Origin of the sequence: Amycolatopsis speibonae (genome assembly GCF_042647925.1) — a bacterium.
Classification (GTDB): Bacteria; Actinomycetota; Actinomycetes; order Mycobacteriales; family Pseudonocardiaceae; genus Amycolatopsis; species Amycolatopsis speibonae.
In genome coordinates, this window is record NZ_JBHRWK010000039.1 from 1 (window position 1) to 12,912 (window position 12,912).

Genomic DNA, 12,912 nt, shown 5'->3' on the forward strand with positions numbered 1-12,912 from the left:
GCCCTCTCAGGCCACCACGCCCACCACCCTCAAACCGTGATCAACGCCAGCCCTTAAGTTCCTGGCATTGACCCTGAAGGTAGGGAAGGAGGCCTTCACGGACTTACGGATCGCCACGTTCGCACCAGACGCACCAGCCGTACCACTCACGAGACCGAAGCGGCGCGTCAGCCAGTCGCGGGTGGCGACCAGGTCAACCGCGGGTCCGTCTGCACGAAACTCCCCAGCAGCTGATCGATCCGCGTCAGCGCGTCGAGGTCCAGCACCACTCCGGACGCCTTCGCGTTCTCGGTGACCTGGGCGGCGGTGCTCGCCCCGGTCACCACCGACGCGACGGTGTTGTGCTGCAACGTCCACGCGAGCGCCAGCTGGGCCATGGTCAGCCCGGCCTCGTCGGCGACACCGCGCAGCATCCCGACGCGTTCGAGGAGGTCCGGCAGGAGCAGCGGCCGGGCGTCGCCCGCCTTCGCGGCCCGCGAGTCCGGCGGGATCTCGCCCGGCCGGTACTTGCCGGTCAGGACGCCCTGTGCGAGGGGGACCGAGGCGAACTGGCCGATCCCGGCGCGTTCGCAGACCGGCATCACCTGGGCCTCGGCGACCCGCCACAGCATCGAGTAGTGCGGCTGGTTCGCGACGAGCGGGACGCCGTGCCGGTCGGCGATCGGCCGGGCCTCCAGCAACTGCTCCGCCGTCCATTCCGCGGTCCCCGCGTAGAGGATCTTCCCCTGTCGTACCAGATCCGACAGCGCGAGGAACGTCTCCTCCAGCGGGGTGCGGTAGTCGAACCGCAGCAACTGGTAGACGTCGACGTAGTCGGTGCGCAGGCGCCGCAGCGATCCGTGCAGTGACGTGGTCAGGTGCTTGAGGCTGAGGCCGGCGTCGTTGACACCGGGGCCTTCGGGCCAGAACACGCCGGTGCACAGGACGAGATCGTCGCGGCGCGCGTGGCTCAGCGCCGCGGCGAGGTTCTCTTCGGCGGCGCCGCCGTCCCAGGCCGCGGCGGTGTGGAAGGTCGTGATGCCCGCGTCGAGCGCGGCCTGGACGCATTCCGCGCCGTCGGGGTGCGTGAGCCAGTTGCCGTAGGAGATCTCGCTGACGGACAGCCCGCTCGCGCCGAGCCTGCGATAGTCCATGCTCACCTCTTCCGCGCGCCGGTTTCGAGGATGGTGCGGTCGATCCATTCGTCGAGACCGGCGGCCTTGCGGGCGTAGGTCTCCCGCACCGATTCGTGCGGCAGGATCAGGAACTCCTCCGACGCCAGGCCGTGGATGACGGAGTCCGCGACGTCCTCCGGTTCCAGCAGGGGCGCCAGGGCCGCGATGGCGAGCGCGGCGGGATGGCCGGCGGCGATCCCCGGTTCCAGCAACGCGGTCCGCACGCCGAGCGGGCACAGCGCGCTGACCCGCACCCCGCGCGAGCGGTAGGTGATCGCCAGCCATTCGGCGAGCCCGACGGCCGCGTGTTTGGTCACCGAGTACGGCGCGTCGCCGGGAGTGCCCAGCAAGCCGGCTCCCGAGGCCGTGATCAGCAGATATCCGTTCCCCCGGCTCAACATCTCGGGGAGCGCGACCTGCGCGGCGTGCACATGCTGCATGACGTTGATCGACCACGACCGTGACCATTGTTCGTCGGCGGCGTGCACGCCCGTCCCGAACGCGGCACCGGCGTTGGAGCAGAACAGGTCCACCGGCCCGAACTCCGCGCGCGCCTCGGCCACGAGCATCTTCAAGTCCTCTTTGGACGACGCGTCGGCGTACCGCGCGATCGCGGCACCGCCCGAAGCCGTGATCCCGGCGACGACCTCCTCCGCACCCTCGAGATCGAGGTCGGACACCACCACTCCGGCGGCGCCCTCGGCGGCGAACCGCCGGGCCATGGCGGCGCCGATACCGTGTGCCGCGCCGGTCAGCACGACGACTCGTCCTGTCACTTCCACATGCGCTCCATGGTTATTCGTTCGGCTTTCGATGACAATTCTTCTGTTTTGTTACGCCGGTGAGCGGCGCTTTGTCGAAATCTGGAATGCGTATGATAAAAATGCAGGTCAGCGGCCTGCTCTGGCCGTGTCGACATATTTGTTTCCGGCGCCGGACTTTAGCATGCGTTCCCTTGTTTTCCGAGTTTTCGCGCAAGAGTATTGCGCTCTCTGCGGCAAGTAGGTTATTTCTTGGGAATCCCGCTGAAGATCGCCGAGCCCGGCGAGGTTCGACCAGCCCAGCCGACAGGAGGTCCGCCGGTGAGTCATGCGACGGCGCGCACGCGGGTACTCGGTGTCAACCCGCTCGGACGTCCGGATCCGGGGCTGGCGGCCGCCGTCGCCAGGGGCGGTGGCCTCGGCGTCCTGGACCTCGCGCCCACCGGGTCCATAGTGGACGGAGGATTCCCGTTCGGGATCCGGATCCCGGCGGGCCTCGACGTGCGGGCCGAAGAGGTGCGGGAAAGCGGTGCGGGGCTCGTCCTGCTGGCCGAAGGGGCAGTTTGGCGGGGCAGGGACGATCTCCCCGTGCTGGCCGAGGTGACCGGCGTCGAGCAGGCTGTCCGGATGCTCGACGCCGGTGCCTCCGGTCTGGTGGCGAAGGGCGCCGAGGCGGGCGGCTCCGACCTCACCACGTTCGTTCTGTTGCAGCGGCTGCTGGAGCGGTTCGGCGAGGACGTCCCGGTGTGGGCGTACGGAGGCGTCGGGCCGCGGACGGCGGTGGCCGCGCTCGCCGGGGGCGCGGCGGGCGTGGTGCTCGACGGACTCGGCCTGTTTCCCGAGGCCGACGTGCCCGAGGCGGCACGGAAAGAACTGCTCAGGGCCGACGACGGGCTCGCCGCGCTGCTCGCGAACCGCTTCGAGGACGCGGAAAGCGCTGTCCGATCCGTCGTGCGTTCCCTCGCCGCGCCGCGGTCGGCGAACCCCTCGGACCAAGGCGTACGGCTGTGCCGCACGTTGGGGACTCGCCTGCCGGTCGTGCAGGGGCCGATGACGCGGGTGAGCGACCAGCCCGGTTTCGCCGCCGCGGTCGCCGCGCACGACGGCTTCCCGTTCGTCGCGGTGGCGACCGCGAACGGAGCCAAGACCGCCGAACTGCTCGGCCGCACCGCCGAAGCGCTCGGCGAACGGCCTTGGGGTGCGGGCATCCTCGGCTTCGTCCCGGAGGACTTGCGTGCCGAGCAGCTCGCGGCCGTCCGGGCCGCCCGCCCGCGCTGTGTGCTCATCGCGGGCGGGAAACCCGCGCAGGCCAAGGCGCTGGAGGCCGACGGGATCGCGACCTTCCTGCATGTGCCGTCACCGATCCTCCTGCGGCAGTTCCTCGACGCCGGTGTCCGCCGGTTCGTCTTCGAGGGCGCCGAATGTGGCGGGCACATCGGCCCGCGGTCGAGTTTCGTGCTGTGGGAGCAGCAGCTGGACGTCCTGCGCGAGTACGGCGCCGAGGACGTCGAGGTGCTGTTCGCGGGCGGGATCCACGACGCCCGGTCCGCCGCGATGGTCTCGGCGATGGCGGAGCCGCTCACGGGAATCGGTGTCCTCATGGGCACCGCGTACCTGTTCACGGAGGAAGCCGTGGCCTGCGGCGCCATCACCGAGGTCTTTCAGGACCGGGTGCTCGGCGCCGGGTCCACGGTCACCTTGGAGACCGCGCCCGGACATCTCACCCGCTGCCTGCCCAGTCCGTACACCGACGAGTTCGCCGCGCTGAAGGCCGGGCTCCGCGCGGACGGGGTCCCGCCGCAGGAGAGCTGGCAGCGCCTGGAGGAGCTCAACACCGGACGGCTGCGGATCGCGAGCAAGGGCATCCGTCGCGAAGGTGACGCCCTCGTCGAGGTCGACACCCTCGGCCAGCTCGCCGAGGGGATGTACATGGCGGGTCAGGTGACGGTGCTGCGCGAGCGGCGCACCGACATCGCGGCCCTGCACCGGGAAGTCACCGACGGCGCGGCGGAACTGCTCGCCGCTCGCACGCTGCCCGAAGAGTCCGTTGTGGACGGTGAGGTCGCCATCGTCGGCATGGCGTGCGTGTTCCCCGGAGCGCCCGACCTCCCGGCGTTCTGGTCCAACGTCCTGCGCGGCGCGGACGCCGTCACCGAGGTGCCGGATCAGCGCTGGGACAAGGCGGTCTACGCGGACCAGTCGACGTCCAAATGGGGCGGCTTCCTGCCTCCGGTGGACTTCGACCCGCTCGCGTACGGCATCCCGCCGAAGTCGATGGGCAGTATCGACCCGGCCCAGCTCGTGTCGCTGCAGACGGCGCGACGCGCGCTGGAAGACGCGGGCTACGGCGATGGCGGCTTCGACCGCGAGCGCACCAGCGTCATCTTCGGCGCCGAAGCCGGGGGAGACCTGGCGAACGCCGGTGTCCTGCGGGCGCTGCTGCCCAGCTATCTCGAAGAGGTCCCGGAAGAGCTGCTCGCGCAGTTGCCGGAACTGACCGAAGACTCGTTCCCCGGCACGCTCGCCAACGTCATCTCCGGCCGGATCGCCAACCGGCTCGACCTCGGCGGCACGAACTACACGGTGGACGCCGCGTGCGGCTCCTCGCTGGCGGCACTGGACCTCGCGGTGAAGGAACTGCGGGCGGGCACGAGCTCGATGGTCCTGTGCGGCGCGGTCGACCTGCACAACGGCGTCAACGACTACCTCATGTTCACCTCCGCGGGTGCCCTGTCGCCGACCGGCCGGTGCCGGCCGTTCGACTCGGCGGCGGACGGGATCGCGCTCGGCGAGGGCGTCGCGTGTCTCGTGCTCAAGCGGCGGGCCGACGCCGAACGCGACGGCGACCGGGTCTACGCCGTGGTCAAGGGGGTCGGCGCCGCCAGTGACGGCAAGGCGCTCGGCCTCACCGCGCCGCGCCCCGAGGGGCAGCGGCGAGCGCTGGAGCGGGCCTACCGCGATGCGGGGGTGTCCCCGGCGGACGTCTCGCTGGTGGAGGCGCACGGCACCGGCACGGTCGTCGGCGACGCCACCGAACTGACCACGCTCACCGAGTTCTTCCTCGACGCGGGCGCCGACCCGGGGGCGTGCGCGCTGGGTTCGGTGAAGAGTCAGATCGGGCACACGAAATGCGCCGCGGGGCTGGCGGGCCTGATGAAGGCGGCGCTGGCGCTGTGGCACGAGGTCGTGCCGCCCACGCTGCACCTGAGCAGGCCGAACCCCGCCTGGGACGCCGAGAGCAGTCCCTTCACCTTCTCCACCGGCGCCCGGCCGACGCCGGTTCCGCGCGGACGCGAGTTCGCCGGCGTGAGCGCGTTCGGGTTCGGTGGGACCAACTTCCACGCGGTGCTGGCCGCACCGGGAGTCCCGCCAGGGCGGCGGCACGGGCCGCGCGACTGGGACGCGGAGCTGGTGCTGCTCCGCGGTCCCGATGTGGACGGCGCCCGCGCCGCGCTGCGTGACCTGCTGGCGGCGAACGAAGGCCGACCGCTGCGGGAGATCGCGGCCCTCGCCGCCGAACGGGGTGGGCCCGAGCCGGTGCGGCTCGCTGTCGTCGCGAGTGACCTCGCGGAACTGCGGGGCGCGGCCGAGGGCAGGAGCGGACTCACCGCGAAGGACACCGAAGCCGGTGCGGTCGCGTTCCTGTTCCCCGGTCAGGGCAGCCAGCGGACCGGGATGCTGGCGGAGTTGTTCGTGCACTTCCCCGAGCTGGCCGACGTCCTGCGGCTCGCCCCCGACGTCGCCGCGACCACGTTCCCGCCGCACGCCTTCGCCGAGGAAACGCGAGTGGCGCAGGACGAGGCGCTCAAGGACACGCGGGTCGCGCAGCCCGCGCTCGGGCTCGTCGAGTCGGCCGTGTGCCGGCTGCTCGCCGACCTCGGTGTCCGGCCGGATCTGCTGGCGGGGCACAGCTACGGCGAACTGTCCGCGCTGTCAGTCGCCGGCGCGTTCGACACCCCGACGCTGGTGGCGCTCAGCCGGGCAAGGGCCCGCTCGATCGCCGAAGTCGCGGGCGCAGACCCCGGCGCGATGGCCGCGGTGAAGGCGTCCCGCGAGGAACTGGCCGCCGCCCTCGACCGGCCGGACGTCGTGCCGGCCAACCACAACGCGCCGGGGCAGACCGTCCTTTCCGGACCGACGGCCGCCGTGGAGGAGGCCGTCCGGGCCCTGCGGGGCCAGGGGATCGGGGCCAAGCGGATCCCCGTCGCCTGCGCCTTCCACAGTCCGCTGGTGGCCGGGGCGAGCGACGTGTTCGCCGTCGATCTCGACAACGCCGAGGTCGGCGAACCCGGCCCGCCGGTGTGGTCGAACCGCACCGCCCGGCCGTACGAAACGGGGAAGGTGCGCGCCGAACTCGCCGCGCAGATCGGCTCGCCGGTGCGCTTCGTCGAGCTGATCGAGGACATGTACGCGGCGGGCGCGCGCACGTTCGTCGAGGTCGGCCCGGGACAGGTGCTTTCCCGGCTGGCCAAGGACATCCTCGGCGACCGGCCGTACACCGTGATCGCGTGCGACCCCGGCGGCCCCGGGCTGCGCGGGTTCCTCACGGCGCTCGCCCGCCTGGCGCTCACCGGCGTCGAGGTACGCACCGAACGGCTCTTCCGCGGCCGCGTCCACGTCGGCCCGCTTCCGAAGCCCGCCTGGACCGTGGACGGCCAGACCGTCCGCGCGCCCGGCGGCGAGGTCCCCGCCCATGGGCTCGTGCCCGCCCGACGAATCCCGAGGACGACCATGAACCAGCCCGCGCCCGGTCGTGACCAGGCCGTCGTCGAATTCCTCCGCACCAGCCGCGAACTGCTGGCGGCGCAACGGGACGTGATGCTCGGCTACCTCGGCACCACGCCGCTCGCCCAGGCCCCGGTGGTGCAGGCCCCGGTGGTGCCGGCGCTGTTGCCGCCGATCGAGGTACCTGTCGTACCAGCCGTCCAGCCGGAACCGGTCGCGGAGGCCGTCGTCACGGACGTCCTGGCCACCGTGATCGGCGCGATCAGCGAACGCACCGGCTATCCGGCCGAGATGATCGACGCCGATCTCGACCTCGAAGCGGATCTTTCCATCGACTCGATCAAGCGCACCGAGATCGCGGGCTCGCTGCTCGCGAAGCTCGGGCTTTCCGGGCGGGTGCACGACGACGCCCAGGATCAGCTCAGCCGGGACCGGACGGCGAGCGCGCTGGCCGCCCGGCTGCGGAAGTGGCTCGAACCGGCGGCTCCGGTCGCCGTGACACCGGCTCCCGCCGAGGTGGCGGTGGGGACCGCGCCCGGCCGCTACCTGATCGGCCGGGTGCCCGCGCCGCTCGGAACGCCCGACCTCGCCAGGGTGGGCGGCAAAACGGTCGCGGTGAGCTTCGAACCCGGCCAGGAGGAGCTGGCCGAGTCGGTCCGCGCGGTGTTCACCGAGGCGGGCGCCGTCCCGGGGGAACGGGACGACGCCGACATCGTCCTCGTGCTGAATCCGTTGTCGGACGCCGAAGAACCGGTCGCGGCTCAGGTGTTCGCCCTCATCAAGGCTGCCAAGGGCGCGGTGGTCGTGGTGGCGAAGCCGGGCTCCGGGCACGTCGCCGGGCTGCGCGGTCTCGTCCGCGCCGCGGCGCGGGAACGGAGCGAACCGACCAGGCTGGTCGAACTGGAGTCCACAGTGGACCTCGCGCGGATAGTACTGGAGGAAGTGATCGCCGACGGGCCCGCCGCCGTGCGGTACGACACCGCCGGTCGCGCGGCTTTCGAGCCGTCCGCGGGCTCTCTCGGCTCGATCGCCTACGCGGGCGCCGGCCCCGGCGGAGGTGAGGTCAAGGCGCTCGGTCTCGACGCGGATTCGGTGCTGCTGCTGATCGGCGGTGCTCGCGGGATCACCGCGCGGGCGGCGGTCGCGCTGGCGGCGAGCGGATGCCGGATCGAACTGGCCGGGCGCACCCCGTGGCCCGCCGAACCCGGCGACGAGGACCTTCCCGGCGACGCGCCGGGGATGCGTTCGGTCCTGGCCGCGCGGGGCGGCTCGCTGGTGGACATCGAACGCCGGGTGCGCACCGTGCTGGCCCAGCGCGAGATCGCCAGGACACTCGACCAGATCGGCGCGGCCGGTGGTACCGCGGCGTACCGGTCGCTCGACGTGCGCGACGGCGCCGCCGTCCGGCAGCTGGTCAAGGACCTGCACACCCGCTACGGCCGGATCGACGGCGTCGTCCACGCGGCCGGGGTGATCGACGACAAACTCATGGCGGACAAGGACGAGAACTCGTTCCGTCTGGTGTATGGGACCAAAGTGGACGGTGCGCGGGCGTTGCTCGACGCCCTGGAGCACTTCGGTGTGCGGCCGGGGTTCGTGACCTTCTTCGGCAGCATCGCCGCCGTACTCGGCAACCGCGGTCAGACCGACTACGCGGCGGCGAACGACGCGCTGGAAACCCTCGGCGAGCAGTGGGCCGACCGCACCGGCTGCCGGGCGCTGACCGTCCATTGGGGACCGTGGGCGCCCTCGGACGACCACGCCGGCATGGTGTCGCCGGAACTGGCGCGCGAGTACGAACGCCGCGAGGTCGCGCTGATCGATCCGGACGAAGGTACCGCCGCGCTCCTGCGTGAGCTGGCCTACGGTCCGGCCGACGTCCGCTCGGTGCTGTACACGGCCTCGCTGTGGTGAATCAGGAGCAGGTAGCCATCGTCGGCATGGGAGTGTTCCTGCCCGGCGCGTCCACTGTGGACGAGTATTGGCAGAACATCGTCTCCGGTACCGACGCGATCACCGAGATCCCGCCGCACCGCTGGGATCCGAGTTTCCACGACGGTGACGGCCGGACGCCCGACCGCACCTACGGGCGGCGCGGCGGGTTCGTCGCCGACAGCCTGGACTTCGACGCGACCGCGCTCGGCATCGCCCCGAGCACCATCGCCGGGATGGAGCCGGATCAGCTGGTCGCGCTGTCCGTGGCCGCCTCCGCCGTCGACGACGCCGGTGGCCTGCGACGGCTGGGCGACCTCGAACGCGTGGGCGTGATCCTCGGCAGGGGCGGCTACCTCTCGCCCGGACTCCAGCGGTTCGACCAGCGCGTCCGCTCGGTCCGCCAGATCACCGGCGCCATCCGGGAACTCCTCCCGTCGGCGCGTCCGGAGATGCTCGACAGGCTCCGGGACGCGTTGCTCGAACCGCTCGGCGAGTTCCGGCCCGACACCGCCATCGGGCTGGTGCCGAACCTCGCCGCGTCGCGCGTGGCCAACCGCCTTGACCTCGGTGGCCCCGCGTACACCGTGGACGCCGCCTGCGCGTCCTCGCTGCTCGCGGTGGACCAGGCGATCGGCGAACTCGCCCGTCGCCGCTGCGACGTCGTGCTGGCCGGCGGCGTGCACCACTGCCACGACGACACGCTCTGGTCGATGTTCACCCAGCTCGGCGCCCTGTCGCCGAGCCAGCGGATCAGCCCGTTCTCTCGGGACGCGGACGGTCTGCTGATCGGGGAGGGCACCGCGATCGTCGTACTGAAACGGTTCTACGACGCGCGCCGCGACGGCGACCGGGTCTACGCGGTGCTGCGCGGGTCCGGGACGTCGAGCGACGGCAAAGGCGCGAGTCTGCTCAGCCCGGCCGTGGCGGGCCAGACCCTGGCGCTGCGCCGCGCTTGGGCGTCGGCGGGCCTCGATCCCACCGCACCCGGCGCGCTCGGCCTGCTGGAGGCGCACGGGACCGCGACCCCGGCCGGGGACGCGGCGGAATTGGCCACCCTCGCCGAGGTGTTCGGCCCGCCGGACGGACCCCGCGCCGCGATCGGCGCGGTCAAGGCGATGATCGGGCACACCATGCCGACAGCCGGGGCCGCCGGGCTGGTCAAGGCGGCGCTCGCGCTGCACCACGCCGTCCTGCCGCCCGCCCTGAACTGCGCCGATCCGAACCCCCTGCTGGACAAGACCCGGTTCCGGACCTTGAGCCACGCCGAGCCGTGGGCGGCGGGCGACGTGCCGCGCCGGGCCGCGGTCAACGCGTTCGGTTTCGGCGGCGTCAACGCGCACGTGGTGCTGGAGGAAGCCGACCCGGCGCCCGCACGGCCGCGCCGGGCCAAGGTGACCGGGGAGCCCGAGCGGATCCTGCGGCTCGCGGCGTCCACTCCGGACGAACTACGCGTCTTGCTCGACCATCCGGACCCGGAGTCCGGAGGACACGGACCGTACCGGATCGGCATCGTCGGGCCGACCGGGAAGCGGCTGGAAGTCGCGCGGCGCGTGCTCGCCAAGGTCACGGCCGAGGGAAAGCCCTGGCATGGGCCCAACGACATCTGGTGCGGGACGGCGCCTCTGCTGGCGCAGGGTGGGTCGAAGACCGCGTTCATCTACCCGGGGCTGGAGGCCGACGCGGAACCGCGGTGCGCCGACGTCGCCCGGCATTTCGGCCTCGAACGGCCAGCGTGGTCGACGACGAGCGTGCTTTCGCGTGCGTCGAGCGTGTCCCAGGTCGGTTTGCTGCTCGACACCGCGCTGCGGCGGCTCGCCATCACGCCGGATCTGCTCGCCGGGCACAGCGTCGGCGAGTGGACCGCGATGCAGGCGGCCGGGATGTATCCTGGCCAGTCCACGGAGGACATGCTGGACCGGTACTGGCCGCAGGGATTCACCTTGCCGGACGCCGAATTCCTGGTGCTCGGCTGCTCCGCCGAGCGGGCGGAGGTGCTGCTCGCCGCCGAACCGGAACTGATGATCTCCCACGAGAACGCGCCGCGGCAGACGATCGTGTGCGGCGACCCGGCGGCCGCGGCCCGGCTCGCCAAGCTGTGCACGCAGCACGGTGTCGTCGCCAGGACACTGCCGTTCCGATCCGGGTTCCACACCCCGCTGATGCGCTCGCGGCTCGGCCCGTTCACGCGGCTCGCGGCGGAACTGGACCTGAAGGCGCCGCGGATCCCGGTCTGGTCGGCGACCACGGCGCGGCCGTATCCCGCGGATCCGGTGGAGGTCCGCGAGCTGTATCTGGCCCACCTGGTGCGCAAGGTCCGGTTCCGGGAACTCGTCGACGCGCTCTACGCCGACGGCGCCCGCGTCTTCGTGCAGGCGGGCGCCGGTCAGGTCGGTTCGTTCGTGGCGGACACGCTGGGGGACCGGCCGCATCTGGTCATCCCGGCGTCCTCCGGCACGAGGCCCGGCCTCGCCCAGCTGCGCCGGGTGGCCACCGCCGTCTGGGTGGAGGGCGGACGGCCCGCGTTCGACGCGCTGGAGCCGCGCCGGACCCGGATCGACACGGCGGGCACGTTGCTCTCGGTCGACGGCGACGTCAAGGGCATGTTCGACGGCGCCGCCGCGGTTCCCGAACTGGCGGACGGGGTGCCGGACGCGATCGTCGCGGAGTTCACCGCGCTGCTCGCCGAGACCCGGCAGGCGGCGGCGAGCGTGGCCGACGCGGCGGCTCGGCGCACCGAGAAGCCCACAGCGTCCACTGTGGACGTCTCACTCGCCACGATGCCCTATCTGGTGGATCACCGGTTCTTCCGGCAGCGCGATGGCTGGCCGGACGAGGCGGACTTCCGTCCCACCGTCCCCGCGACGACCCTGGTCGACCTGGCCTGCCGGGCGGCGGAACGGGCCTGGCCGGGCACGATCGCGACCGGGGTGAGCAACGCGGCGTTCTCCCGGTGGCTGATCGCCGCCCCGGCGGCGCGCGTGCCGCTTTCGATGACCCGCGAGGGTGACCGGATCAGTGTCCAAATCGGACCGCACGCCAGTATGGACGTCCACCTGGCACAGCGCTATCCCACGGCTCCCCGGCCGTCTCCGTCGCCGGGGCCGGAAACCGCGCCGCCGTTGAGCGCCGCCGAGATCTACTCACGCCGTGAGATGTTCCACGGTCCCGCCTACCAAGGGCTCGCCAGGCTCATCGGGCTCGGCGAACGGCATATCCGCGGCGACCTCGTCGTGCCGTCGGCGCCCGGCGCGCTGCTGGACAACGTCGGCCAGTTGCTGGGCTGCTGGCTGATGGCCACCAAGGCGGACGCGCTGCTGGCGTTCCCCACCTCGATGGGCCGGATCACCTGGTACGGCCCGGAACCGGCGCCGGGGACCGCGCTCCGGTGCGTGGTGCGGGTCCGGCTGCCGCGGCCGGACGTGCTGGAGATGGACGCCGAACTGGTGCGGGACGGCACCGTGCTGGCCCGGATCGAACAGTGGCGGGACATCCGGTTCCCGTGTGACCGGCCCGCCCACCGGGTCTACGCCTTCCCGGACGGCCACCGGCTTGCCGAGGATCACCCCAGTGGCTGGACGGTGGTCACCGACCGGTGGCCGAGCCCTGCCGCGCGGGACATCTACGCCGGTGTCTACCTCGGTTCGGAGGAACGCGCCGAGTTCGCCGCGTGCCCGCCCCGGCGGCAGCGCGGGTGGCTGCTGGAACGGATCGCGATCAAGGACGCGGTCCGCGCGCGGCTCGCCGAGGACGGCGTCGAAGGGATTTACCCGGCGGAGCTCCGCGTGAGCGCCGACGGCACCAGGGTGACCGGACTCCACGGCCGGACGGTGCCGCCGCTGGCGGTCGCCGTCGCGACGGCCGGAGAGGTCGCGGTCGCCCTCGTCCGGGACGAGACCGCGGTACCGCCCCGGATCGCGGTCCGTGCCGAAGGGGAGTCGGCGGGGCTGGGCGAAGAGATCGGCGCCGGGGTGGAGTTCGCGGGCATCGCCGGGTACGTGGTGGCCTGGAATCGCGGGTAGGAACAGGAGCAGAGCATGACGATCGAACAGCAGAGCCCGGCGTCGGTCTTCGGGACGGTGGCCGAATTGCTGAGAGAACTGGTCGGGGACGTCGATGTCCTCGGCATCGAGATCACCCCGCAGACCACCTTCCACGAGGATCTCGGGCTGGAGAGCATCGACCTGGTGACCTTCGCGAGCATTCTCGCCGAGTTCTTCGGCGCGGACGTCAACCTCGCGGAGTTCCTGGCGGAGAAGGATCTCGACGACGTGATCGGGCTCCGGGTCGGCGACATCGCGGACTACGTGGCCGCCCGCATCGGCGAACGGGGCTGAGGC

General features: G+C 72.2%; 5 protein-coding genes. 3 read left to right on the top strand and 2 right to left on the bottom strand.

The window, feature by feature from the left end; translation table 11 throughout:
• Positions 1 to 167 precede the first annotated feature (167 nt).
• Both ACFOSH_RS25105 and ACFOSH_RS25110 read right to left on the bottom strand, forming a co-directional pair.
• On the bottom strand, positions 168 to 1,133 hold the full coding sequence (locus tag ACFOSH_RS25105; protein ID WP_378241506.1) for an aldo/keto reductase: 966 nt from the start codon (positions 1,131 to 1,133) through the stop codon (positions 168 to 170).
• A gap of 2 nt (positions 1,134 to 1,135) precedes the next feature.
• Positions 1,136 to 1,936: an SDR family oxidoreductase gene (locus ACFOSH_RS25110; protein ID WP_378241507.1), complete on the bottom strand. Its 801-nt coding sequence runs from the start codon at positions 1,934 to 1,936 to the stop codon at positions 1,136 to 1,138.
• 300 nt (positions 1,937 to 2,236) lie between these two features.
• On the opposite strand from ACFOSH_RS25110, the gene ACFOSH_RS25115 reads away from it, so the two are divergent.
• The 3 genes from ACFOSH_RS25115 to ACFOSH_RS25125 are packed head-to-tail and all read left to right on the top strand — an operon-like array spanning position 2,237 to position 12,909.
• Positions 2,237 to 8,554, top strand: a complete 6,318-nt coding sequence (locus ACFOSH_RS25115) for an SDR family NAD(P)-dependent oxidoreductase (protein WP_378241508.1) — start codon at positions 2,237 to 2,239, stop codon at positions 8,552 to 8,554.
• Positions 8,548 to 12,594: a beta-ketoacyl synthase N-terminal-like domain-containing protein gene (locus tag ACFOSH_RS25120; RefSeq protein ID WP_378241509.1), complete on the top strand. Its 4,047-nt coding sequence runs from the start codon at positions 8,548 to 8,550 to the stop codon at positions 12,592 to 12,594. Before ACFOSH_RS25115 ends, ACFOSH_RS25120 begins: the two co-directional genes overlap by 7 nt.
• Before the next feature lie 15 nt (positions 12,595 to 12,609).
• On the top strand, positions 12,610 to 12,909 hold the full coding sequence (locus ACFOSH_RS25125; RefSeq protein WP_378241510.1) for an acyl carrier protein: 300 nt from the start codon (positions 12,610 to 12,612) through the stop codon (positions 12,907 to 12,909).
• The last annotated feature ends 3 nt before the right edge of the window (positions 12,910 to 12,912 follow it).